Below are 23533 nucleotides of genomic sequence, written 5' to 3' on the forward strand. Positions count from 1 at the left end.
CCGCGCGGACGGTGCCGTACAAAGCGCGCTCGCCCGGCTTTGTGGGGCGTGGTCCTTGGCGGGCGGGAACGCGCGCGGCGAGGATCGGACCATGAACCTCCTGGAGACCCTCGCGGGCAAGGGCCTGCGGTGCGAGCTTCCGACGCGGGACGAGGCGCTGGCCGTGCTGGCGACCTCCGACGACGAACTGCTCGACGTGGTGGCCGCCGCCGGACGGGTGCGGCGCGCCTGGTTCGGCCGCCGCGTCAAGCTGAACTACCTCGTCAACCTGAAGTCGGGCCTGTGCCCGGAGGACTGCTCGTACTGCTCGCAGCGGCTCGGGTCCAAGGCGGAGATCCTGACCTACACCTGGCTGAAGCCGGACGCCGCCGCCGACGCCGCGGTGGCCGGCGTCGCCGCCGGGGCCAAGCGGGTGTGCCTGGTCGCCAGCGGGCGCGGTCCCACCGACGGCGACGTCGAGCGGGTCGCCGGCACGATCGCCGCCATCCGGGAGCGCGGCGCCGACGTCGAGATCTGCGCGTGCCTGGGCTTCCTGCGCGACGGGCAGGGCGAGCGGCTGCGCGAGGCCGGGGCGCACGCCTACAACCACAACCTCAACACCTCCGAGTCGAAGTACGGCGACATCTGCACCACCCACGGCTTCGACGACCGGGCCGACACCGTGCGCAGGTCGCGGGACGCGGGACTGTCGGCCTGCTCCGGGCTGATCGCGGGCATGGGCGAGAGCGACGAGGACCTGGTGGACGTCGCGTTCGCGCTGCGCGAGCTGGACGTGGAGTCGGTCCCGGTGAACTTCCTGATCCCCTTCGAGGGCACCCCGCTCGGCGAGCGGTGGGCGCTGACCCCGCAGCGCTGCCTGCGGATCCTGGCGATGGTCCGGTTCGTCTGCCCCGACGTCGAGGTCCGGCTCGCCGGCGGGCGGGAGATCCATCTGCGCACGCTGCAGCCCTTGGCGCTGCACATCGTCAACGCCATCTTCCTGGGCGACTACCTCACCAGCGAGGGGCAGCCGGGCAAGGCCGACCTGGACATGATCGCCGACGCGGGCTTCGAGGTGGAGGCGCCCGACGTCCCCACCCTCCCCCCGCACCGCCGCGAGCCCGGCGCGGCCCCGCAGGCACCGGCGGAGCCGCAGCCCGTCCCGGCCGCGCCAGCCGCGTCGGTCGCGCTCCGCCGCCGCGGAGCCGGGACCGACCTGCCGCCCAACACCTGAGCGGCATCGGCGACATCACCCGACCCGGATTCCGGGCGCGGCGGGCGGCGCTGGTCAGACGACCGCGGCCCGCGCCCGGACGCCGCGCGAATTGACACCGGCCGCGCGCGGGCGGAGCCTGTGATCTCCCGACGGACGGCGACGTGGCCGTGCTCCCCCCAGCCTGAGCGACCCTCAGGAGGAGAACGTGTCTCACAAGGGACTGCTGTTGCTCGCGACCGTCATCATGCTCACCATCGGCGCCGGGATCGTCGGCGCGGCCAACGCCAGGGTGTCGCAGGCCGTGCACGCGCCCTCGTGCGCGACGTCGTACTGCGGCCCCTAGAGGCGTCCGGTCAGTCGCGGCGGCCGACGCCCGCCAGCGTGTAGGTGTGCTCGGGGACGGCGACCTCGTCCTCGGCCGGGTCGGGACGCCACAGCGGGGTGTAGGTCAGCCCCGGGTCCACCAGGGCGAACGGCGCGACCATGCGCTCGACCTCGGCGCGCCGCCGGCTCCAGAAGAACCCGCTGGTCGGCCGGAACACCCGGCTGACGTCGTCGCTCGCCTCGGGCGCGGGCTCGTCGGTGATGACGGTGAAGACCAGGTGGCTGCCGGACGGCAGCGCGGCGTGCAGCCGGGCGACGACCGCCACGGCCTCCTCGACGTCCTCGATGAAGTGCAGGACGCGGTCCAGGACGACGGCGACCGGCCGGTCGAAGTCGATCAGCCGCCGCACCTCCGGGTCGTCGATCACGGCGTCGGGGCGGCGCGGGTCGGTGCGGGCGACCAGCGTGCTGCCGGTCCCGGTCAGCAGCGCCCGCGCGTGCGTCAGCGTGACGGGGTCGTCGTCGGCGAACACCACCCGGGCGTCCGGGGCGATCGCGGCCGCGACCTCGTGCACGTTGCCGGCGGCCGGCAGCTTGGTGCCGATGTCGACGAACTGGCGGACGCCCTCCTTGACCAGGTACCGCACCGCCCGCCCGATGAACAGGTGGTTCTGCCGGGCCGCCGCCCGGGCCTCCGGGATGATCTCGATGAGCTCGTCGCCCACCCGCCGGTCGGCGTCGTAGTTGTCCTTGCCGCCCAGCAGGTAGTCGTAGATACGGGCCGTGTTCGGCGTCGTCAGATCGACGCCCGTCGGCGACCACTCCCCCGTGGCCATGGCGCACCTCCGTACTCGCCGCGTGTCACGCGATCGTCAGACGACCTTAACGGTTCCGCCACAACTCGGAACGCGCGGCACACCCGGGAACGGTCCCGCGCGGGACCGGTTCAGCCCTCGACGCCGGTCGCGCCGTGGGCCGTTCCGACCGGTTTGGACTGCGGCGATCCCCGCTGCCGGAGGTAGATCGAGAACGCCGCCATCGACGCGACCGCCAGGCCGAGCCGCAGGATCTGCCGGTCGCACGCGGCCCCGGCGACCGCGCCCTCCAAGGCGCCATGCGGCCGCTCTACCCGCGCGATGGCGGCGGGGACATGCCCGGGAGCGCGGCCCTTACCAGGGGAACCGTAAACGATCAAGACATTGACTGATCGTTGAACACGATTCACCCTGGGCTCAGCCGACCGGCCGGCGGTCCCCGTCCCCTCACGTCCAAGACTCCCCCTTCATCCCCTGAACCCCCCTGAAACCCCCGCACCGACTGGAGACCGGATGCTGCCGCGGCGAACCGCCCGCGTGCTGGCCGCCGTGCTGACCTCCGCCGCCCTCGTCGCAGCGCCCCTGCGCTCCGACGCGCTCGGTACAGGCAGCGCGGTCACGCTCACCGCGCAAGGCAAGACCATTCCAGCGCCGAAGGACTACTTCGGCTTCGCCATGGGAACCACCGGCAGGCTCGCCGGGTTCGACAGGATCAAGCAGTACTTCCGCCTGGTGGCCGACCGGTCCGACCGGGTCGAGTACTCGATCGCGGACACGACCACGCTCGGCAACGAGTACCCCGTCATCTTCGTCAGCGCGCCGGAGAACCTGCGCGACCTCGACCGCATCGTCCGCGACAACCGGCGGCTGGCCGACCCGGGCGTCTCCGAGCAGGAGGCGCGGCGGCTCTCCGAGCGCAGCAAGCCCGTCTATTTGATCGAGGGCACCCTGCACTCGACCGAGGTCGGCAACACGCAGGCGCTGGTGGACATCGTGCACCGGTTCGCGACGGAGAAGTCGGACTACACCGACACCGTGCTGAAGAACGCCGTGCTGATGGTGATCCCGTCGGGGAACCCCGACGGCCAGCACCTGGTCGTCGACCACTTCAACAAGACGGCGGGCACCGCGTACAACCGCGTGTACCCGGACCTGTACCACAAGTACGTCGGGCACGACAACAACCGCGACTGGTTCATGTTCTCCCAGCGTGAGACCCGTACGCGGGTACGGCTGGAGCAGACCTACCGGCCCGTCGCCGGGCACTACATGCACCAGGCCGGGACCGGCGGGCCGCGGCTGTGGACGCCGCCGTACGACGAGCCGCTCGGCAACGGCGTCGACCCCATCACCATCCAGTCGGCCAACACCCAGGGCCAGGTGGCGGCGCGCGCGCTGACCGCCGAGAACAAGAAGGGCGTCGGCTCCGACGACGCCTACGGCATCTTCTGGAACGCCGACGTGATGGGCTACTCGACGTTCCTGGGCACCTCGCTGTTCCTCACCGAGATCGCCTCCGCCCGCGACCTGGCGTACCCGTTCACCAGCGCCGACGGAAAGCCGCTGGGCCCGCGCAACAAGACGATCCGGATGCTGCAGCCCTACGACCAGAACACCTGGACGCTGGAGCAGATCGTCGCCTACGCCAAGACCGCCGCGTACGCGGGCATCGAGAACGTCGCCAAGAACCCCGAGTCCTGGCTGTACAACAACCTCTACCAGGTCACCCGCAACAACGCGGCGCTCCCGGACGTCGAGCCGGGCACCCCGGAGGCGTACGTCGTCCCGGCCGGGCAGCGCGACCCGTTCGCGGTGTACGAGCTGATGAAGCTGCTGGAGTTCGGCCGGGTGGAGATCGACCAGGCCCGGACGGCGTTCACGGCGGGCGGCAAGAACCATCCGGCGGGGTCGTACGTGCTGCGGACCCGGCAGCCGCTGGGCCGCTGGATCCACCAGCTGCTGCAGAAGGACGTGTACCCGGAGCAGGCGGCCCGCAAGTGCGCGGACTGCCCGCTGATCATGCCGTACAGCGAGACGACCGACAACGCGGCGCTGCTGCTGGGCGTGGACGCCGTCCCGGTGGAGAAGGCGTTCTCCGCGCCGCTGCAGCGGGTGCAGCGGGTCGTGCCGCAGCCGGCGCGGATGCCGGCCGCGCCGCGCGGCGCCTACCTGGTGGCGCCCGAGTCGTACGGCGTCGCGCACGTGCTGTCGCGGCTGCAGAAGGCGAACGTGCCCGTCTTCCGCGCGGGCGAGGAGTTCGAGGCGGCGGGCCGGACGTTCGCGCCCGGCACGGTGGTCGTCCCGCCGACCCCCGCCGCCCGCCAGACCCTCCAGGACGTCTCCGCCGCCACCGGCCTCCCGGTGCACGGCGCCGACGCGATGCCGAAGGTGGACGGCTTCACGCTCAAGCCCGGCACCCGCGTCGGCCTGATCCGCGGCGCGAACAACATGCCCGGCGGCTGGATGACGTGGATGCTCGACCAGTACGGGATCGACTACAAGGTCGTGGGCGCCGACGACTACGCCGACCTGGACGGCCGCTACGACACCGTCGTGCTGGCCGACGGGGTGTCCAAGGACACCATCGTCAAGGGCCTCGACCCGGCGAAGAACCCGCCGCAGTTCGCGTGGGCGCGCGGCGTCGGCGAGGAGGGCTGGAAGGCCCTGGGCGACTTCGTCAAGGGCGGCGGCAACCTGGTGGCGGTCGGCAGCGGGTCGGAGACGGCGCGGCAGCTGCTGGACCTGCCGGTCGAGAACGCCACGCCCACCGACACGGCGAAGTTCAACGTGCCGGGGGCGCTGCTGCGCGCCTCGTACAAGCCGGACGTCCCGGCGGCGTGGGGGATGCCCAAGGAGTGGCCGGTCTGGTTCAACCGCGACGCGGCGTACCGGGTCACGGGGGACGCGGAGGTGGCCTCCGCCTACCCCGAGGGCGACCTGCTCGCCAGCGGGTACGGGCGCGGCACCGAGGCGCTCGGCGGCCTGGCCAACGTCGTGAGCTTCGAGGTGGGCGAGGGGAGCGCCACCCTCGCGGGCAGCGAGATCACCTTCCGCTCCTGGCCGAGGGCCACCTGGCCGATCGTGGTCAACTCCATCTACCAGGGGCCGTCCGAGCCGTCCCGGCGGGGCTGACCGGACCGTCCCGCGAGGCGCCCCGGGCCGCCGTCCTCTCCGGCGGCCCGGGGCGCCGTCCTTTCCACGGCGGGAACGCTCCTTTTATCAACGCGCCACAATCACCGCACCCGAGAATGGCAACGGACGATAATCCGGCCTGCCGTCATTTGCCAACCAGCGCAAAAACTGTGAAGGTCCCACATCAAATCTTCGACGCGAGGACCATTTCATGGCACTGCCACTCTCGGTGCGGCTGCGGGTATGGGCGAGAATCGCGCTCGCCCGCCTGTTAACCGCCGTCCCCATGCGCGTCGCCGTCGCCGTCCGCGACCGCAACGCGGCGTCCGGTCACCGTTTCTGGAAATCCCTCGCCGGAATCCTGCGGCACCGCCCGCTGTCGCCGCTCACCGAGTTCCCGCTGCCCGACAACCGCGAGGTGCGGCTGGCGGCGGCCCGCTCCCGGCTGGTGCAGCTGCTGTTCTGGTACGGCGAGGGCGGCTACGAGGGCGCCGAGACCCACTGGTGGCGCGTGCTGTGCGGGCGGGCCACCCGGATCCTGGAGGTCGGCGCGAACATCGGCTACTACACCGTCCAGGGCGCGCGGGCGGCCCCGGGCGTGCCGTACACGGCCGTGGAGGCCAACCCGGAGTCGGCGGAGATCGTCGGCCGCAACGTCGAGCTGAACGGCCTCGCCGGCGTCACCGTCGTCCAGGCCGCCGTGGTCGGCGACGGCGCGCCCGCCACGATGGAGCTGGCCCTGCCCGACCAGGAGCGCTACGCCGCCCCGACCGGCGCGTACCTGGCCACCGGCACCGAGGGCATCGCCGGACGTCCCGCGTCCGCGGCGGTGACCGTCCCGACGGTGGCGATGAGCGCGCTGGTGGAGGGCGTCGACCTGGTCAAGCTCGACATCGAGGGGTACGAGGCGAACGTCCTCGAATCGGTGCGGCCCTGGCTGCTGGAGGCCCGCCCGACCATCGTCGTGGAGGTGCTCAAAGAGGCGCACCGGCTGCGTCGCATCCTCCGGGAGCTGCGCGACGCCGGGTACACGGTGCACGCGATCGGCGAGCGCGGGCTGCACCCGATCACCGACGAGGAGCTGGACGCCGACGCGCCCCTCCCCCGGTACGGGTCCCGCGACGTGATCCTGCTCCCGCCCGGGCGGGAGCCCCTCGGCTGAGGGGCTTTCTGGAAGGATGTCCGCATGGGTCAGGTCACGGCTACCGCAGAGAAGACCGTCGGCGCGGACGCGGAGAAGGTGTTCGCGGCGCTCGGCGACTACACCGGCACCCGCTCGAAGGTGCTGACCGGGCACTTCAGCGAGTACGAGGTCCGCGAGGGCGGCCAGGGCGAGGGCACCACGGTGCACTGGAAGCTGGCCGCGACCAGCAAGCGGGTGCGCGACTGCCTGGTGTCGGTCACCGTCCCCGGCGAGAACACGCTGGTCGAACGGGACGCCAACTCCTCCATGGTCACCACCTGGACGGTCTCCCCGGCCGGGGCGGGCGCCAGGGTGCGGGTCGAGACGACCTGGAACGGCGCGGGCGGCGTCGGCGGGTTCTTCGAGCGCGCCTTCGCGCCGCGCGGCCTCCAGCGGATCTACGACGAGCAGCTGGCCAAGCTCGACGCCGAGCTACGGGCGTGAGGCGCCGTTCCGGCGACGGCTACCGGCGGCGGACGGCCCGCGTCCTGCTCCTGGACGGGCGCGACCGGTTCCTGATGTTCCGGTGGCCGCTCGCCGCCGACCATCCCGAGCGGGGGTACTGCTGGATCACCCCGGGCGGCGGCGTGGACGACGGCGAGACGCTCACCGAGACCGCCGCGCGCGAGCTGCGCGAGGAGACGGGCCTGGTCGCCGAGCCCGGCGACTTCACCGGCCCGGTCGCGGTCGCCTCCGGCTACGCCGACTTCGGCTGGGCGCGCGGGATCTTCCGCGACGACTTCTTCGTGTACCGCGCCGCCGCGCCCGAGATCGAGATCGACACGGCCGGTTTCCAGCCGGTCGAGCGGGCCAACGTCAGCGCCCACCGCTGGTGGACGCTGGAGGAGCTGGAGACCACCGATGAGGTGGTCTACCCCCTGGAGCTGGCCCCGCTCCTCAAGGCGCTGCTGGCCGGGAACGTCCCGGCCGAACCGGTGACCCTCCCCTGGCACCACTAGCTAGTAGCGGTCGAGGGAGGCGCGGGCGCGTTCGACGTCGGGTGGCAGACGGCGGCGGGCGCGGGCGACCTGCGGCCACATCCGGGCGGCGTCGGCCAGTCCGCCGCGCCCCTCCGCGGTGGCCAGCGACGCCAGCGCCGTCCGGGCGCACGTGGCGAGCGGGCGGCGGAGCCAGGCGGTCAGCAGCCGGTTGCGGGCCTCCCGGCGGCGCCGGTGGGACGCGCCGGGGCGGTCGGGCGAGGGATGGTGGTGGACGACCAGCTCCGGCAGGTACGCCAGCCCCCATCCGGCGGCGGCCAGGTCGAGCGCCAGCAGTTCCTCCTCCCCGGCGAAGTGCAGCGTGCCGGAGAAGCCGCCGACGCCCAGGAAGGCGTCCCGGCGGACGACGGCCGAGCAGGCCAGGAAGCCGAGGATGGCCCGGCCGGGGAGGCCGTCGGGCATGCCCAGCGGGGAGCGGGCCATGTGCTCGGAGACGGGTTCGAGGTGCTCGCGCTCGCCGACCAGGACCCGCGCGGCCACCAGCGCGGTGCCGGGGTGGGCGTCCAGGACGGCGGCGGCGTGCTCCAGGGCGCCGGGCGCCCACCAGGAGTCGTCGTCGGCGAAGGCGACGTACCGGGTGGGGGCCTCCCGCACGCCCAGGTTGCGGGCGGCGGCGCCGCGGTTGTCGGGCAGCCGGAGGACGCGGGCCCCGGCGCGGCGGGCGACCTCGGCGGTCCCGTCGGCGGAGGCGTTGTCGACCACGATCACCGGGGCGGTGTGCCGGGCCAGGCTGCGGCGCAGCTCGGCGGCCCGGTCGCGGGTCGCGACGACGATCGTGACATCGCTCATTGCGGGTCCCTTCGGCGGTCCTCTCAGCTGACGTACCGGCGGGCGCGGGAGCGCCGCTGCGGGCCGTCCAGGGTCCGCAGCCGCGCCTCGACGCCGGGCGGCACGGGGCGGCGCTCGCGGACCACCCACGGGATGCCCGCGGCGGCGCGCGCGAGCGCTGACGCGGTGACCCGGTCGCGGGGCAGGTCGCGCAGCAGGGCGCCGGTGCGGCGCAGCGCGCTGGGCAGCGGCCGGCGCAGCCAGGTGGTCCACAGCGTGTTGCGGATGCCGTCGCGGCGGCGCCGGTGCGGGTCGCGGATCCTGGACGGCTCGTGGTGGACGATCACGTCGTCGGCGTAGCACAGCTGCCAGCCGAGGGTCAGCAGGTCGGCGGCGAGCAGTTCCTCCTCGCCGCCGAGCCGGAGCCTGGCGGAGAAGCCGCCGGCCTCCCGGAACGCCTCGGCGCGGAGCATGGAGGCGCCGGCGAGGAAGGAGCCGAGGGCGGGTCCGGGCAGCCCCGCGGGGCGCGGCAGGGGCGAGTCGCGCAGCTCGGGGACGATCGGGTCCTCGCGGCCGCCCGGCTCGACCAGGATCCGGCCGGTCACGGCGGCCAGGCGGGGGTGGGCGTCGAGCAGGTCGGCCGCGCGGCCGGGCGCGCCGGGGTCCCACCAGGTGTCGTCGTCGCAGAAGCCCACGTAGGGGGTGCGGACGTGGTCGACGGCGAGGTTGCGGCCGACCGCGCCCAGGTTGGTGTCGGCGCGGAGCAGGGTGACCTGCGGGTGGCGGGCGGCCACGGCGGCGGCGGTGCCGTCCCGCGAGGCGTTGTCGACCACGATGACCGGCGGCGGTCCGGGCAGGTCGAGCAGCCGGGCCAGGGTGCGCAGCAGCGTGCGGCGCCGGTCGCGGGTGATCACTACGAAGGTGCTGCGCATAGCCGCGCCCTACCCGTGGGCCCGGCCGCCCCCACCCGACCCGTGCTGTGACTCAGATCACAACACTTCTCTCGCGTCTCTCGTTTGCAGCGCTTCTCCCAGGTGAGGGGAGAAGTGAATGACGCATAGGTGATCAGGCGCTCCTGCCAAACGCCCGTCATCACCGTCAGGCGACAACACCACGCGAATCCGATGCCCTTTTCGCCGGGGGTATCCGTTGCATCTCTCTCCGCCGCGGGCGCGCCCGCGGCGGGCACGGCGCCAGCGCAAAAGCCATTGCGGCTGACCAGCCGCCGTGCCCCTTCCCACGCATGACCTCATGCCGGAACGGAGCCAGCCCATGCGCCTTCTCGGGATCAACGCGATCTTCCACGACCCCTCCGCCGCGCTGGTGGTGGACGGGCGGGTGGTCGCCGCCGCCGAAGAGGAGCGGTTCAGCCGGCGCAAGCACGGCAAGCGCCCCGTCCCCTTCGCCGCCTGGGAAGCGCCCGAGCTGGCCGCGCGGTGGTGCCTGGAGGAGGCCGGGCTGGAGCCGGGCGACCTGGACGCCGTCGCCTACTCCTACGATCCGCGGCTCGCCGAGCCGGGGCTGGAGGGCCACGACGCGGGCTGGGAGGACCTGCGCACCCGCTACGCGCGGCGCGCCCCGCACTTCCTGGCGACCGCGCTGCCGGGGCTCGACCCCGGGATCGTGCGGTTCGTCCCGCACCATCTGGCGCACGCCGCGTCGGCCGCGCTGGCCGCGCCGGAGCCCGGCCGCGGCGACGTGCTGGTCCTGGACGGCCGCGGCGAGGCCCACTCCCACCTGGCCGGGACGTACGAGGGCGGAGCCTTCACCGCCTTCGCCGCCCAGCGGCTGCCCCACTCGCTCGGCCTGATGTACGAGGAGCTGACCGAGCACCTGGGCTTCCTGCGGTCCAGCGACGAGTACAAGGTCATGGCGCTGGCCTCCTACGGCGAGCCGCGCTTCCTCGACGAGCTGCGCGACCGGGTGCGCGCCACCGGCGACGGCGGGTTCGCGGTCGCGCCGATCGACTGGGGCGCGCTGGCCAAGGCCCGCTCCGCCGCCGACGGCGAGCGCTGGACGGCCGAGCAGGCCGACCTGGCCGCGAGCGTGCAGGCGCGGCTGGAGGAGGTCCTGCTGGAGCTGGCGTTCTGGACGCACCGCCGCGGCGGCTCCACGCGGCTGACGCTGGCCGGCGGGGTGGCGCTCAACTGCGTGGCCAACTCGCGGCTCGCGGAGGACGGCCCGTACGAGGAGATCTGGGTGCAGCCCGCGGCGGGCGACGCGGGCACCGCGCTGGGCGCCGCGCTGCACCTGGCCCGGGAGGCCGGTGAGCGGATCGAGCCGATGCCCGGCGCCGACCTGGGCCGCGGCTGGTCCGACGAGGAGCTGGCCGCGCGGCTGGACACCGCCCGGGTGCCCTACGAGCGGCCCGCCGACCTCGCCGGGGCCGTCGCCGACGCGCTGGCCCGCGACCAGATCGTCGCCTGGTTCCAGGGCCGCAGCGAGTTCGGCCCGCGCGCGCTCGGGCACCGGTCCCTGCTCGCCCACCCGGGCAACCCCGGCAACCTGGAGCGGCTGAACGCGGTCAAGGGCCGCGAGCAGTTCCGGCCGATCGCGCCGATGGTCGCGCTCCGGCACGCCGCCGAGATCTTCGAGGGGCCGCTGCCCAGCCCGTACATGCTGTTCGTGCACCGGGTGAAGCCGGGGTGGCGCGAGCGCATACCGGCCGCCGTGCACGTGGACGGCACCGCGCGGATCCAGACCGTGGCGCCCGAAGACGAACCGCTGGCCGCCGCGCTGCTGGAGGCGTTCCAGGCCCGCACCGGGCTGCCGGTGCTGATCAACACCAGCCTCAACACCGCCGGCCGGCCGATGGTCGACGACCCGCGCGACGCGCTGGAGTGCTTCGGGTCCGCGCCGGTCGACCTGCTGGCGATCGGCCCCTGCCTCGTGCGCCGTTCCGAGGTGTTCGCGTGACCGGCGGCGCGCGCGGTGTGAAGCCGCCGGCGCCGTCCTACACGGTCGTCGTCCCGACCTTGGGGCGGCCCAGCCTCCGGACGCTCCTCGACGCGCTGATCGGCGCGACCGCCGACCACCTGCCTGAGGCGATCGTCATCGTGGACGACCGGCCCGAGCCGGGCGCCCCGCTCTCGCTCCCCGCCTCCGCCGGGGAGACCGTACGGGTGATCCGCTCCGGCGGGCGCGGCCCCGCCGGAGCGCGGAACGCGGGCTGGCGCACCGCCGCCACCGAATGGGTGGTCTTCCTGGACGACGACGTCGTCCCCTCCCCCGGCTGGGGCTCCGACCTCGCCGCCGACCTGGCGGCGGCGCCGTCCGAGGTCGGCGGCTGCCAGGGCCGCGTGCAGGTGCCGCTCCCGGAGGGACGCCGCCCGACCGACTGGGAGCGCACCACCGCGGGGCTGGAGACCGCGTCCTGGATCACCGCCGACATGGCCTACCGCCACTCGGTCCTGGCCGACCGCGGCGGCTTCGACGAACGCTACCGCCGCGCCTACCGCGAGGACGCCGACCTGGCCCTGCGGGTCAGGGAGGCCGGGCACCGGCTGGTGCGCGGCCGGCGGCGGGTGACGCACCCGGTGCGCCCCGCCGGCTTCTGGGCCTCCGTACGGGCCCAGGCGGGCAACGCCGACGACGTGCTCATGCGCCGCGTGCACGGCCGCGACTGGCGCGTCGGCGCCGGCGAGGGGCGGGGACGCCTCCGCCTGCACGCGCTGACCACCGGCTCGGGCCTGCTCGCCCTCGCCGCGCTCGCCGCCGGGGCAGGCCGGACGGCCGCCCTCTCCGGCGCCGTCTGGGCCGCGCTGACCGCCGAGTTCGCCGCCGCCCGCATCCGGCCCGGTCCGCACACGCCCCGCGAGGTCGCGACGATGCTCGTGACCAGCCCGGTCATCCCGCCGGCCGCCGTCCGGCACCGCATGCGCGGGCTGCTGCGGCACCGCGGCGCCGGGTCCTGGCCGCGCCGCCGCGTGGTGCTGTTCGACCGCGACGACACGCTCATCCACGACGTGCCGTACAACGGCGACCCCGAGTTCGTCGAGCCGATGCCGGGCGCGGCGGGCGCGCTGGCCCGGCTGCGCCGCCGCGGCGTGCGCATCGGCGTGGTCTCCAACCAGTCGGGCGTGGGCAAGGGCCGCATCACCGCGCAGGACGTGCTGCGCGTCAACGCGCGCGTGGAGGAACTGCTCGGCCGCATCGACGTGTGGGAGATCTGCCCGCACGACCGGTCCGACGGCTGCTCCTGCCGCAAGCCCCGGCCGGGGCTGGTGGAGCGCGCCGCGCGGCGGCTGGGCGCCCGCCCCTCCGACTGCGTCGTCATCGGCGACATCGGCGGGGACATCGAGGCGGCCGCGGCGGCGGGGGCCCGCGGCATCCTCGTCCCGACCGCGCGGACCCGGCTGGAGGAGCTCGTCCGGGCCCGGGAGGTGGCCCCCGACCTCGGCAGCGCCGTCGACCTGGTCCTCGGCGAGGAGGGCCGGCGGTGAGGGCGCTGGTCGCCCGGCTCGACAACCTGGGGGACGTCCTGCTGGCCGGCCCGGCGATCCGCGCGGTCGCGGCGCGGGCCGACGAGGTCGTCCTGCTGTGCGGGCCGCGCGGCCGCGCCGCCGCCGACCTGCTGCCCGGCGTGGACCGCGTGCTGGAGTGGTGCGCGCCGTGGATCGACCCCGAGCCCGGCCCGGTGGACGGCGCCGCGCTCGGCGCCCTGGTGCGGACCGTCCGCGCGGGCCGGTTCGACCTCGCGCTGATCTTCACCTCCTTCCACCAGTCGCCGCTGCCGCTGGCGCTCCAGTTCCGGCTGGCGGGGATCCCGTGGATCGGCGGGATCAGCGAGGACTACCCGGGCTCGCTGCTGGACCTGCGGCACCGTCCCGACACCGACGTGCCCGAGGCCGAGCGGATGCTGGCGCTGGCCGCCGGCGCGGGCTTCCCGGCCGCCGACGGCACCCGGCCGCGGGTCCGCCGGCCGCTGCCCGAGGCGTGGCCGTTCACCGGCGGCCCCGGGCACGTCGTCGTGCACCCCGGCACCTCCGTGCCCGCCCGCGCCTGGCCGCCGGAGCGCTGCGCCGAGGCGGTGCGGCTGCTGCACGCCGCCGGGCACCGCGTCGTGGTCACCGGGCACCGCGACGAGAAGGAGCTGACCGCGCGCGTCGCCGGGGACGCCGGCCTCGACCTGGGCGGGCGGACCTCCCTCGCCGAGCTGGCCGGGGTGCTCGCCGAGGCCCGCGCGGTCGTGGCGGGCAACACCGGCCCCGCGCACCTGGCCGCCGCCGTCGGCACCCCGGTCGTGTCGCTGTTCGCGCCGACCGTGCCCGCCGCGCGGTGGGCGCCGTACGGCGTCCGCACCGTGCTGCTGGGCGACCAGGACGCGCCGTGCAAGGGCACCCGCGCCCGCGTGTGCCCCGTGCCCGGCCACCCCTGCCTGGCCTCGGTCGCCGCGGAACGCGTCGTCGAGGCCGTCGAGGAGGTGATCGCGGGATGAGGGTTCTGCTCTGGCACGTCCACGGATCCTGGGCCACCTCGTTCGTGCACGGGCCGCACACCACGCTCGTCCCCGTCACGCCCGGCCGCGGGCCCGACGGCCGGGGGCGCCCCGCCACCTTCGCCTGGCCGGACCGGGCCGTCGAGGTCCCCTGCGACCGCCTCCGCGACGAGCGCGTGGACGTGGTCGTGCTGCAGCGGCCGCGCGAGATCGAGCTGTGCGAGCGCTGGCTCGGCCGCAGCCCCGGCCGCGACCTGCCCGCCGTCTACGTCGAGCACGACACGCCCCGCCGCACCCCGTCCGACGCGAGCCTGCCGGAGGAGGTCGTCCCCGACAGCAGGCACTTCCTGCACGACCGCTCCGACATCCCCGTCGTCCACGTCACCCATTTCAACCGGCTCTTCTGGAACTGCGGCCGCGCGCCCACCACCGTGATCGAGCACGGCGTGGTCGACCCCGGCCACCGGTTCCGCGGCGACTGGCCGCGCGCCGCGGTCGTCATCAACGACCCACTGCGCCGCGGCCGGCTGGCCGGCACCGACCTGCTCCCCCGGCTGGCCCGCGCCGTCCCGCTCGACCTGTTCGGGATGAACGTGCGGGACGTGCCGCGCCGGCTCCGCATCCCGCCCGAGTCGCTGTGGACCTACGAGGACCTGCCCCAGGCGCGGATGCACGGCGAGCTCGCCCGCCGCCGCGTCTACCTCCACCCCTACCGCTGGACGTCCCTCGGTCTCGCACTGATCGAGGCGATGATGCTCGGCCTGCCCGTGGTGGCCCTGGCCACGACCGAGGCCGTCGAGGCCGTGCCGCCCGAAGCGGGGGTGCTGTCGACCCGCGTCGACACGCTCGCCGAGGCGGCGCGGGCCCTCACCGCGGACGCCCCGCACGCCCGCCAGATGGGCAAGGCGGCGCGGGCCTTCGCCGTCGACCGCTACGGGCTGCCGCGCTTCCTGCGGGACTGGCGGCACCTGCTCACGGAGGTGACCGGTTGACCTCCTCCCCCTCGTAAACGAGAGGGATTCCAACCCATGGCCTCAGGAGAGGAGAACAGGTTGAGGTTCGCGGTTCGTCCGCCCCGGCAACCCGGAGCGTCCCCGCGCAGCGACGGCCGGTCCGGCCGCCGTGCACACGAGCCCGAGCTCGCGCGCGATCACGAGTCTGGTCTCGTGCGCGATGTCGCGTGCCGCGTTCACATCGGCGTTGCAGGCGAAACCGCAGGACCGGCACCGGAAACGCGCTTGGCTCTCACGCGCCTCCCGGTCCCTGACCCTGCACGCCGAGCAACGCTGCGAGGTGCCCGCAGGATCGATCTTGAACACTCTGCCGGGCGCCTTGTGCCCCAGCCGCTCGACCAGCATCCCCCAACCGCCGGCCAGGATGCCCCGGTTCAGCCCCGCCTTGGCGGCCACGTTACGTCCCGGCCGCTCGATGCCGCCCTTGGGGGAGCGGGTCATACCAGCGATGTTGAGGTCCTCGACACCGATCGCGTCGAACTGGCGGGCCAGCATCATGGAGGTCTGCTCCACCCAGTTCTTGCGGCGATCGCTCTGGCGGGCCCTGAGCCGCGCGAGCGCCGCCTTGAGCCGCGCGCGCCGGTGGGAGCCGCGCCGGGCACGCCCCAGCTTGCGCGCCAGCAGGCGCAGGCGCCGCGTCTCCCCGGGCGTGAGGCCGGGGACCTTCAGCAGGTCCCCGGTCGAGAGGGCGGCGCTGACGGTGACGCCACGGTCCACCCCGACCACGCTCCCGTCACCGGGGCCGGGGACGGGGGGCGGGACGTGCGCGAACGCCACATGCCAGCGCCCGGCGCGATCACGGGTCACCCGGTAGGACCTCACACCTTCCGGTACCGGCCGGGACAGGCGGAACCTCACCCATCCGCACTTGGGCACCGGCACCGCACCCCGCTTACGCGACAACCGCACGACCTGATGCGGTCTGACACCGACCTGCCGGAACCCCTCATGCACACCCTGCCTGCGCCACGTCGGACGGCGGTGGGTACCGGCGAAGAAGTTGCTCATCGCCTGCGCGAAATCACGCATCGCCTGCTGCTGCACCGTCTGCGACCCCGCCCGCAACCATCCGAACTCGGCACGAGCCTCGGTCAGCTGGCAAGACTGCTCGTTGTAGCCGGGCGCCCCGCCCCGGTAGCGGGACCAGAAGCTGTGTTGCTCGACAGCCAGGTTCCACACATACCGGGCGTGCGCGCAATGCCCGAGCAGGGCTTGCTCCTGCTCGGGCGTCGGGTCCAAGCGGTAACGCGGCACGAGGCGATCCTAGCGTTCACGCTCGAACACAGGAGCGAAAACGCGCTGGATCGCGCCTGGTCAACCGGCATCCGCCCCGGAGGGGCGAATCTCCTTGTCCTGCCCTGCTTCGCAGGGGCCGATTCCTCCCCGGCCTCACTCAAGGCCGGGGTCTCCTCGGAGGTCCTTTGATGAACCCGATGACGATAGCCATGATCTCCGAGCACGCGAGCCCGCTCGCCACCAGGGCGGGCCTCGGCGGGGCCGACGGAGGCGGCCAGAACGTGTACGTGGCCGACCTCGCGACCGAGATGGGCCGCCAAGGTCATCACGTCACCGTCTACACCCGGCGGGACTCGCCCACGCTCCCGCAGCGGGTGCGGCTGGCGCCGGGGGTGACGGTCGAGCACGTGCCGGCCGGACCACCGGGCCCCGTCCCCAAGGACGAGCTGCTGCCGTACATGCCCGAGTTCGGCGGCCATCTGGAGCGGCGCTGGGCCCAGTCGCCGCCCGACGTCGCGCACGCCCACTTCTGGATGAGCGGCCTGGCCGCGCTCCAGGCGGCCGGACGGCTCGGGGCCCGCGAGGCGGCCGGCGTCCCGGTCGTGCAGACCTTCCACGCGCTCGGCACCGTGAAGCGGCGCTACCAGCGCGACCAGGACACCAGCCCGGCCGAGCGGCTGCGGCTGGAGGCGGCGATCGGCCGTACCGCCGCCGCCGTCGTCGCCACCTGCGCCGACGAGACCAGGGAACTGCTGCGGATGGGGATCCCGCGGGAGCGGATCGCGGTGGTGCCCTGCGGCGTCGACCTCGACCGGTTCCGGCCCGACGGGCCCGCCGGCCCGGCCGGGGCGGTGGACCACGCGGGCCGGGCCGGGGCCGGCGCCCGGCTGGTGGTGCTGTCCAGGCTGGTGCGGCGCAAGGGCGTGGACACCGCCATCGAGGCGCTCGCCCAGATCCCGGGGGCCGAACTGGTCGTCGCGGGCGGCCCGCCGCCCGCCGGCCTGGACGCCGACCCGGAGGTGCGCCGGCTGCGCGCGGTGGCGCAGACCGCCGGCGTCCGCGGCCGGGTCACCTTCCTGGGCCGCGTCCGCCGCGAGGAGGTCCCCACCCTGCTCCGCTCGGCCGCCCTCGTCGTGACGCTGCCCTGGTACGAGCCGTTCGGCATGGTGCCGCTGGAGGCGATGGCCTGCGGCGTGCCGGTGCTGGCGACCGGTGTCGGCGGGCACCTGGACAGCATCGTCGACGGCGTCACCGGCGTCCACGTGCCGCCGCGGCGACCGGGCGAGACGGCGCAGCGGATCAGGGAGCTGCTGGCCGACCCGACCCGGCGCGCGGCGATGGGCTTCGCCGGCTCCGACCGCGCCCGCTCCCGCTACTCCTGGGCCCGCATCGCGCAGGAGACCCTCACCGTCTACGCCCGCGCCGCCGCCCGAAGCGAAGTCCCGGCATGACCGAGCGAAGCGAGGGCATGAGTGCGGCCCCTGCCGGGGGGCGTGGGGAGTCGTCCCCCCACAGGCAGCACGGCATGACCGAGCGAAGCGAGCACATGGGTGCTGCCCGGCATGAGGGGTTCGGCGGGGACGGGGTGTCGCCGGTCACGGCGGCGGCGGCGCCCGACGGCGGGCTCGCGCGCGAGGACCGGCTGCAGGCGCTCGCCGACGCGGCGCTGCGGTTCCGTGCCGCCGCGCCGACCATCACCGTGTGGGGGCGGCGGCTGGCCCGCGTGCTGGGGTCCGGGGGACGGCTGCTGGCCTGCGGGAACGGCGGCAGCGCGGCCGAGGCCCAGCATCTGACCGCCGAGCTGGTCGGCCGGTTCGAGGACGAGCGGCGCCCGCTGTCGGCGATCCCGCTGCACGCCGACACCTCGTCCATGACCGCGATCGGCAACGACTACGGCCCGGTCGACGTCTTCGCCCGGCAGGTCCAGGCGCACGGCCGCCCCGGCGACGTGCTGATCTGCCTGTCCGCCAGCGGCCGCAGCGCCAACGTGATCGCCGCCGCGCGCCGCGCCCGGGAGCTGGGCGTCACCGCCTGGGCGATCACCGGGCCCGGGCCCAACCCGCTCACCGGCGCCTGCGACGACGCCGTCACCGTGGAGGCCAGCGCCACCGCCACCGTGCAGGAGATCCAGCTGGCCGCCGTCCACCTGCTCTGCGGGGTGATCGACGACACGCTCAGGGCGTCGGGAGGGGAGATGTGATGAACGCCGGTCCGCTCGTCGTGGTCGGGGACGTCCTGCTCGACATCGACATCGTGGGCGCCGCGTCCCGGCTCTGCCCGGACGCGCCCGTCCCGGTGATCGACCAGGCCGGCGAGCGGCCCCGTCCCGGCGGCGCGGGCCTGGCGGCGCTGCTGGCCGCCGCCGAGGGCCGCGAGGTGGTGCTGGTCACCGCGCTCGCCGACGACGAGCCCGGGCACCGGCTGCGGGCGCTGCTCGAACCGCACCTGGAGCTGGCCGCGTTCCACCTGCACGGCGGCACCCCCTGCAAGCTGCGCATCCAGGCCGAGGGGCAGCCGGTCGCCCGGCTGGACGTCGGCGAGGGCCGGGCCCAGGACGGCCCGGTCGGCCCCCGGGTCACCGAGGCGCTGTCGGAGGCGGGGGCGGTGCTGGTGTCGGACTACGGCCGCGGCGTCACGGGCCACGCCGCGATCCGGACCCTCCTGGAGAGGCTGGCCACCGAGATCCCCGTGGTGTGGGACCCGCATCCCCGGGGCGAGCCGCCGGTCCCCCGCACCCGGCTGATGACGCCGAACGAGGACGAGGCCGCCCGGCTCGCCGCCGCGAACGGCGCCGAGATCGGGGGCGGCGGGCTGGCCTCCGCGACCCGCCGCGCCCGCCATCTGGCCCGGTCGTGGAAGCTGGAGGCGGTCGCGGTGACGCTCGGCGCCGAGGGCGCGCTGCTGTGCGACGGGCCGGGCGCGCCGTTCCTGGCGCCGGCCGAGCCCGTCCTCGCGCACGGCCCGGCGGACTCCTGCGGCGCGGGCGACAGCTTCGCGGTCCGCGCGACCGAGGTGCTGGCCGACGGCGGCGGGCTCGCCCGGGCCGTCGGGGAGGGCGTGCGCCGCGCCTGCGACTTCGTGCACTCGGGGGCCGCCACGGCGGTCGCGTCCCGGCTGGCCGATACCGGCTCCCCGGTCGTGCGGCCGCCGCGCGAGGAGGCCGACGCCTGGGACGTGGCCGAGCGCACCCGCCGCGCCGGCGGCACCGTCGTGGCGACCGGCGGCTGCTTCGACGTCCTGCACGCCGGGCACGTCAACCTGCTCCAGCAGGCCCGCCGCCTGGGCGACTGCCTCATCGTCTGCGTGAACTCCGACGACTCGGTGCGGCGCCGCAAGGGCCCCGACCGGCCCGTCACGCCCGTCGGCGACCGCGTCCGGGTGCTGCGCGCGCTCTCCGACGTGGACGCGACCCTGGTCTTCGACGAGGACACGCCCGAGCCGCTCCTGGAACGGCTCCGGCCCGGGGTCTGGGTCAAGGGGGCCGACTACGCGGGCGTCCGGCTGCCCGAGGCGGGCATCGTCCAGGCCGGGGGCGGCGAGATCGTGCTGCTGCCGCTGCTGGAGGGTCGTTCGACCACGCGCGTCCTGTCGACCGCACAACCGTCCACCGCACACTCGTCCACCGCGAAGGGAAGCACGTCATGAAAGTCCTCATCACGGGCGGCGCCTCCGGTCTGGGCCGGGCCGTCGCCCACCGCGTCGCCGACGACGGCGGCATCCCGCTGGTCATCGACCGGCATCCACCCAAGAGCGAGGACGGCGGACCCGACCCGCGCGTCAAGCACATGCAGGCCGACCTCGCCGACCGGCACTGCGCCGAGCGGGCCGTGCACTGCCTGGCCCGGGACGCGGGCGGGCTGGACGCGGTCGTCACCGCCGCCGGGATCGACGCGTGCGGCCGGCTGGCCGACGTCCCGGCCGAGGACTGGGAACGGGTCGTGCAGGTCAACCTGCTCGGCACCGCCGCCGTCGTCCGGGCCGCGCTCCCCTACCTGGAGCACGCCCCCGACGGCCGGATCGTGACGTGCGCCTCCACGCTCGGGGTGAAGGCGCTGGGCGACGCCACCGCCTACTGCGCGTCCAAGTTCGGCGTGGTCGGGTTCACCCGGGCGCTGGCCGCCGAGCTGGCCGGGCACATCGGCGTCACGATGCTGGTGCCGGGCGGCATGGACACCGCGTTCTTCGACGGCCGCGACGAGCGCTACCGGCCGGGGCCGGGCGCGCAGCTGAACCGGCCCGAGGACGTGGCCGCCGCGGTGGTGTACGCGCTGTCCCAGCCCGCCGGGTGCGAGATCCGCGAGCTGGTGGTCTGCCCGTCGCGGGAGCCGTCATGGCCGTGAGGGCGGCGCGGCCGCCGCGGGCGCTGGCGCTGCGGGCGCTCGGCCTGGGAGATCTGCTGACCGCCGTGCCCGCGCTGCGGGCGCTGCGCCGCGGCCTGCCCGGCTGGCGGGTGACCCTGGCGGCGCCGCGCCGGGTCGCGCCGATCGCGCTGCTGTGCGGGGCGGTCGACGACGTGTTCCCGGCCTGCGGCCTGGGGCCGCTGCCGCCGCCGGACGGTCCCGTCGAGCTGGCGGTCAACCTGCACGGCTGCGGCCCGCAGAGCCACCGGCTGCTGCAGTCGCTGCGGCCGCGGCAGCTGATCGCGTTCGCCAACGCCGACACGGAGGTGGACGGCCCGGCGTGGAACCCCGGCGAGCACGAGACGGCGCGCTGGTGCCGGCTGGTGGAGGCGCACGGCTTCGACGCCGACCCGGCCGACCTGGACCTGCCGCGGCCGCCGGTGGCGTCCCCGGCGCCCGGCACCGTGGTGATCCATCCGGGGGCGGGGCACCCGTCCCGCCGCTGGCCCGCCGAACGGTACGGCGCGGTCGCGGCGGCGCTGCGCGAGCTCGGCGAGCGGGTCGTGATCACCGGCGGGCCGGACGAGTCGCGGACGGCCCGGCGGGTGGCGGTCCTGGGCGGGCTCGGGCCCGCCGCGGACCTGTCCGGCCGCACCGGGCCGCTGGAGTTGGCCGCGCTGGTCGCCCGCGCCCGGCTGGTGATCTGCGGCGACACCGGCGCCGCCCACCTGGCCACCGCGTACCGCACCCCGTCGGTGCTGCTGTTCGGCCCGACCCCGCCGGCGCTGTGGGGTCCGCCGCCCGAACGCACCCAGCACCTGGTCCTGTGGAGCGGGCGCCGCGGCGACCCGCACGGTCCCGAGCCGGATCCCGGGCTGCTGGACATCCCGGTGGACCGCGTCGTCGAGACGGCGGCGCGGGCCCTGCAACGCCCGGAACTCGCGGAGGGAGGAGTTCACGATGAGACATCCGCGCGCGGTCGTGACCGGGGGCGCGGGCTTCCTCGGATCGCACCTGTGCGAAACGCTGCTGGCCCGCGGCATCTCGGTGGTCTGCCTCGATAACCTGCTGACCGGCTCCACCCGCACCATCGCGCACCTGCTGCCGCGCGACGACTTCACCTTCCTCAGGCTCGACCTCAGCCGGCCGGTGCGGGTGCGGGGCCCGGTCGGGCACGTGTTCCACCTGGCCTCGGCCGCGTCGCCGGCCGACTACCTGCGCTGGCCGATCGAGACGCTGGAGGTCGGCAGCCGGGGCACCCGCAACGCGCTCGACCTCGCCGAGCGCAAGGGCGCCCGGTTCGTGCTGGCCTCCACCTCGGAGGTGTACGGGGACCCGCGCGAGCATCCGCAGCGCGAGTCGTACCGGGGCAACGTCGACCCGGTCGGGCCGCGCAGCGTGTACGACGAGGCCAAGCGGTTCGCCGAGGCGCTGACCTCGGCGTTCCGGAACTCGCGCGGGCTGGACACGGGGATCGTGCGGATCTTCAACACCTACGGCCCGCGGATGCGGCCCGACGACGGCAGGGCGATCCCCACGTTCCTGCGCCAGGCGCTGCGGAACGAGCCGCTCACCGTCGCCGGGGACGGCTCGCAGACCCGCTCGATCTGCCATGTGGACGACACGGTGCGGGGGATCACGGCGCTGGCGCTGTCCGGCCATCCGGGGCCGATGAACATCGGCAGCCCGTACGAGACCTCGATGCTGGACCTGGCCCGGCTGATCATCGAGCTGACCGGGTCGCGGTCGGCGATCCGGTTCGTGGAGCGGCCGGTGGACGACCCGTGCGTGCGCCGCCCGGACACCTCGCTGGCCCGGGCCGTGCTGGGGTGGGCGCCCGAGGTGCCGGTCGAGGAGGGCCTGCGCGCGACGATCGGGTGGTTCGAGCGCGAGCTGGCGCACCTCCGCTCCGCCTGAGCCCGGATCGGGGCCGGGGCGGGGCCCGGCCCCGATCCGGTCCCGTCCCGGCCCCGCACTCCCTCACCCGGCGCGGGGCGCTCAGAGTTCGCGGGCGCCGATCGAGGCCATCAGGTCGGGCCAGACGCGGGAGGCGACCCTGGTCCAGGCGGGCCAGTTGTGGCGGCCGTCCCCGTACAGGTCGGCCGTGTAGGGGACGCCGAGCCGGTCGAGCCGGTCGCGGAAGGCGAGGTTGGTGGCGCCGACCGCCTGCTCGCCGAACAGTCCGACGTCCCACGGCGGCGCGTCGGGGTCGCCGGGCCCGGGGTTCCCGGTGGTGCCCGAGGAGAAGAAGACCTTGGTGCCGGCCAGCCGGGGCGCCAGCTCGTAGGGGTCGTGGGCCCGCCAGTTGGCGGCGTTGAGGACCAGGAAGCCGTAGATCGCGATCGGGTCCTGGCCGTTGAGCGCGTTGGTCGCCATGATCAGCGACGGCATGCCGGGCGCGCGCAGCCACAGCACCCCGCTCAGCGAGGCCACGTGCCGGAACATGCCCGGATACTTGGCGGCGTAGGTGATCGCGCCCTGCCCGCCGGCCGAGTCGCCGATCGCGGCGCGCGCGGTGCCGGCGTGGTAGTTGCGCTCGACCAGCTGGACGACCTCCTTGGTGTGGAAGGTCTCCCACTTGGGCGTCCCGCGGAAGCCGTAGTTGTACCAGTCGGCGTAGGCCCCGTCGGCCGCCTCCGGCATGACCACGATGGCGTCGTAGCCCGCGGCCCAGCCCTCGATGTCGGTGTTGCGGGGCCAGGAGGTGTAGTCGTCCTGGCCGCCGTGGTAGGCGTACAGCACCGGCCAGGTGGCGGTGGCGTCGGCGCGCCAGTCCCGGGGCAGCAGGATGCGGGTCTTGACCGACCGGCCGAGCGAGGGGGACTCGATGGTGATGTCCACCTCCTGCGGGCCCAGCCGGGTTTCGGCGGTGATGCGCGCGCCTGTGTCGGCGGGCCGGAACGGCTGCGCCCGGGTGAACGTCGGCGCGGCGGCCGCCGTTCCCGGGGGCGCGGCCACCGCCGTCATACCCATGACCAGCGCGGCCGCGGCCAGGAGCGCTCCAGCGCGGGGTCCGCGCCCGGTGCGGGACCGGCCTTCGTGACGTGTCATCGTCCACCTCGTTCCAGTTCGGATCGTTGCGAGGGCTCCAT

Annotated in this window: 22 protein-coding genes; 16 read left to right on the plus strand and 6 right to left on the minus strand. The window is 75.1% G+C overall.

Annotated features, from left to right (window positions below):
* The first annotated feature begins 91 nt into the window (after window positions 1–91).
* Both bioB and ACZ466_RS02565 read left to right on the plus strand, forming a co-directional pair.
* Complete coding sequence (bioB, locus tag ACZ466_RS02560; protein WP_378287064.1) at window positions 92–1213, plus strand: biotin synthase BioB; 1122 nt, start codon at window positions 92–94, stop codon at window positions 1211–1213.
* A gap of 187 nt (window positions 1214–1400) precedes the next feature.
* On the plus strand, window positions 1401–1538 hold the full coding sequence (locus ACZ466_RS02565) for a hypothetical protein (protein WP_378287062.1): 138 nt from the start codon (window positions 1401–1403) through the stop codon (window positions 1536–1538).
* Between the two features lie 10 nt (window positions 1539–1548).
* Here the strand turns inward: ACZ466_RS02565 and ACZ466_RS02570 are convergent, their stop codons facing one another.
* Together ACZ466_RS02570 and ACZ466_RS02575 are read right to left on the minus strand one after the other, a co-directional pair.
* Window positions 1549–2355, minus strand: a complete 807-nt coding sequence (locus tag ACZ466_RS02570) for an SAM-dependent methyltransferase (RefSeq protein WP_378287061.1) — start codon at window positions 2353–2355, stop codon at window positions 1549–1551.
* A 110-nt stretch (window positions 2356–2465) separates the two neighbouring features.
* On the minus strand, window positions 2466–2627 hold the full coding sequence (locus ACZ466_RS02575) for a DUF6766 family protein (protein ID WP_378287060.1): 162 nt from the start codon (window positions 2625–2627) through the stop codon (window positions 2466–2468).
* 220 nt (window positions 2628–2847) lie between these two features.
* Here ACZ466_RS02575 and ACZ466_RS02580 point away from each other — a divergent pair, with 220 nt between their 5' ends.
* From ACZ466_RS02580 to ACZ466_RS02595, 4 genes are all read left to right on the plus strand, one after another.
* A complete protein-coding gene (locus ACZ466_RS02580; RefSeq protein WP_378287059.1) occupies window positions 2848–5466 on the plus strand; it encodes a M14 family zinc carboxypeptidase in 2619 nt (872 codons plus the stop codon).
* 286 nt (window positions 5467–5752) lie between these two features.
* The gene (locus ACZ466_RS02585; protein ID WP_464042755.1) at window positions 5753–6628 is read left to right on the plus strand and encodes an FkbM family methyltransferase; all 876 of its coding nucleotides are present in this window, start codon (window positions 5753–5755) and stop codon (window positions 6626–6628) included.
* 24 nt (window positions 6629–6652) lie between these two features.
* Window positions 6653–7093 (plus strand): SRPBCC family protein, encoded by a 441-nt coding sequence (locus ACZ466_RS02590; RefSeq protein WP_378287057.1) that lies wholly within the window; start codon window positions 6653–6655, stop codon window positions 7091–7093.
* Entirely contained in the window at window positions 7090–7608 is a 519-nt protein-coding gene (locus ACZ466_RS02595) for an NUDIX hydrolase (protein ID WP_378287056.1), read from the plus strand. Before ACZ466_RS02590 ends, ACZ466_RS02595 begins: the two co-directional genes overlap by 4 nt.
* Here the strand turns inward: ACZ466_RS02595 and ACZ466_RS02600 are convergent, their stop codons facing one another.
* Together ACZ466_RS02600 and ACZ466_RS02605 are read right to left on the minus strand one after the other, a co-directional pair.
* The gene (locus ACZ466_RS02600) at window positions 7609–8436 is read right to left on the minus strand and encodes a glycosyltransferase family 2 protein (protein WP_378287055.1); all 828 of its coding nucleotides are present in this window, start codon (window positions 8434–8436) and stop codon (window positions 7609–7611) included. It lies immediately after the preceding gene.
* A gap of 23 nt (window positions 8437–8459) precedes the next feature.
* A complete protein-coding gene (locus ACZ466_RS02605; protein ID WP_378287054.1) occupies window positions 8460–9347 on the minus strand; it encodes a glycosyltransferase family 2 protein in 888 nt (295 codons plus the stop codon).
* 340 nt (window positions 9348–9687) lie between these two features.
* Between ACZ466_RS02605 and ACZ466_RS02610 the strand changes: the two genes are divergently transcribed.
* Genes ACZ466_RS02610 through ACZ466_RS02625 form a run of 4 tightly spaced genes read left to right on the plus strand, consistent with a single transcriptional unit; the run spans window position 9688 to window position 14844 of the window.
* A complete protein-coding gene (locus ACZ466_RS02610; RefSeq protein WP_378287053.1) occupies window positions 9688–11331 on the plus strand; it encodes a carbamoyltransferase family protein in 1644 nt (547 codons plus the stop codon).
* Window positions 11328–12857 (plus strand): HAD-IIIA family hydrolase, encoded by a 1530-nt coding sequence (locus tag ACZ466_RS02615; RefSeq protein ID WP_378287052.1) that lies wholly within the window; start codon window positions 11328–11330, stop codon window positions 12855–12857. Before ACZ466_RS02610 ends, ACZ466_RS02615 begins: the two co-directional genes overlap by 4 nt.
* Window positions 12854–13852: a glycosyltransferase family 9 protein gene (locus ACZ466_RS02620; RefSeq protein WP_378287051.1), complete on the plus strand. Its 999-nt coding sequence runs from the start codon at window positions 12854–12856 to the stop codon at window positions 13850–13852. The genes ACZ466_RS02615 and ACZ466_RS02620 overlap by 4 nt, the downstream gene beginning before the upstream one ends.
* Complete coding sequence (locus ACZ466_RS02625; protein ID WP_378287050.1) at window positions 13849–14844, plus strand: glycosyltransferase; 996 nt, start codon at window positions 13849–13851, stop codon at window positions 14842–14844. Before ACZ466_RS02620 ends, ACZ466_RS02625 begins: the two co-directional genes overlap by 4 nt.
* 42 nt (window positions 14845–14886) lie before the next feature.
* On the opposite strand, the gene ACZ466_RS02630 is transcribed toward ACZ466_RS02625, so the two are convergent.
* Entirely contained in the window at window positions 14887–16104 is a 1218-nt protein-coding gene (locus ACZ466_RS02630) for an RNA-guided endonuclease InsQ/TnpB family protein (RefSeq protein WP_464042759.1), read from the minus strand.
* A 194-nt stretch (window positions 16105–16298) separates the two neighbouring features.
* Between ACZ466_RS02630 and ACZ466_RS02635 the strand changes: the two genes are divergently transcribed.
* The 6 genes from ACZ466_RS02635 to ACZ466_RS02660 all read left to right on the plus strand — a co-directional run bounded on the left by ACZ466_RS02635 (window position 16299) and on the right by ACZ466_RS02660 (window position 22358).
* Window positions 16299–17552, plus strand: coding sequence for a glycosyltransferase (locus tag ACZ466_RS02635; RefSeq protein ID WP_378287487.1), 1254 nt, complete (start codon window positions 16299–16301; stop codon window positions 17550–17552).
* Between the two features lie 74 nt (window positions 17553–17626).
* Window positions 17627–18301 (plus strand): D-sedoheptulose-7-phosphate isomerase, encoded by a 675-nt coding sequence (locus ACZ466_RS02640; RefSeq protein WP_378287486.1) that lies wholly within the window; start codon window positions 17627–17629, stop codon window positions 18299–18301.
* Window positions 18301–19746 carry a PfkB family carbohydrate kinase gene (locus ACZ466_RS02645; RefSeq protein ID WP_378287485.1) on the plus strand — a complete coding sequence of 482 codons (1446 nt, stop codon included), beginning with the start codon at window positions 18301–18303 and terminating at the stop codon, window positions 19744–19746. The genes ACZ466_RS02640 and ACZ466_RS02645 overlap by 1 nt, the downstream gene beginning before the upstream one ends.
* Entirely contained in the window at window positions 19743–20441 is a 699-nt protein-coding gene (locus ACZ466_RS02650; RefSeq protein WP_378287484.1) for an SDR family oxidoreductase, read from the plus strand. Before ACZ466_RS02645 ends, ACZ466_RS02650 begins: the two co-directional genes overlap by 4 nt.
* Window positions 20432–21505 (plus strand): glycosyltransferase family 9 protein, encoded by a 1074-nt coding sequence (locus tag ACZ466_RS02655; RefSeq protein WP_378287483.1) that lies wholly within the window; start codon window positions 20432–20434, stop codon window positions 21503–21505. The genes ACZ466_RS02650 and ACZ466_RS02655 overlap by 10 nt, the downstream gene beginning before the upstream one ends.
* Entirely contained in the window at window positions 21402–22358 is a 957-nt protein-coding gene (locus ACZ466_RS02660) for an NAD-dependent epimerase/dehydratase family protein (protein ID WP_378287482.1), read from the plus strand. Before ACZ466_RS02655 ends, ACZ466_RS02660 begins: the two co-directional genes overlap by 104 nt.
* Window positions 22359–22439: 81 nt before the next feature.
* Here ACZ466_RS02660 and ACZ466_RS02665 read toward each other — a convergent pair whose 3' ends face one another.
* The gene (locus ACZ466_RS02665; RefSeq protein WP_378287481.1) at window positions 22440–23492 is read right to left on the minus strand and encodes an alpha/beta hydrolase; all 1053 of its coding nucleotides are present in this window, start codon (window positions 23490–23492) and stop codon (window positions 22440–22442) included.
* Between the last annotated feature and the right edge of the window lie 41 nt (window positions 23493–23533).

The sequence above is a fragment of the Actinomadura rugatobispora genome, from assembly GCF_055379765.1.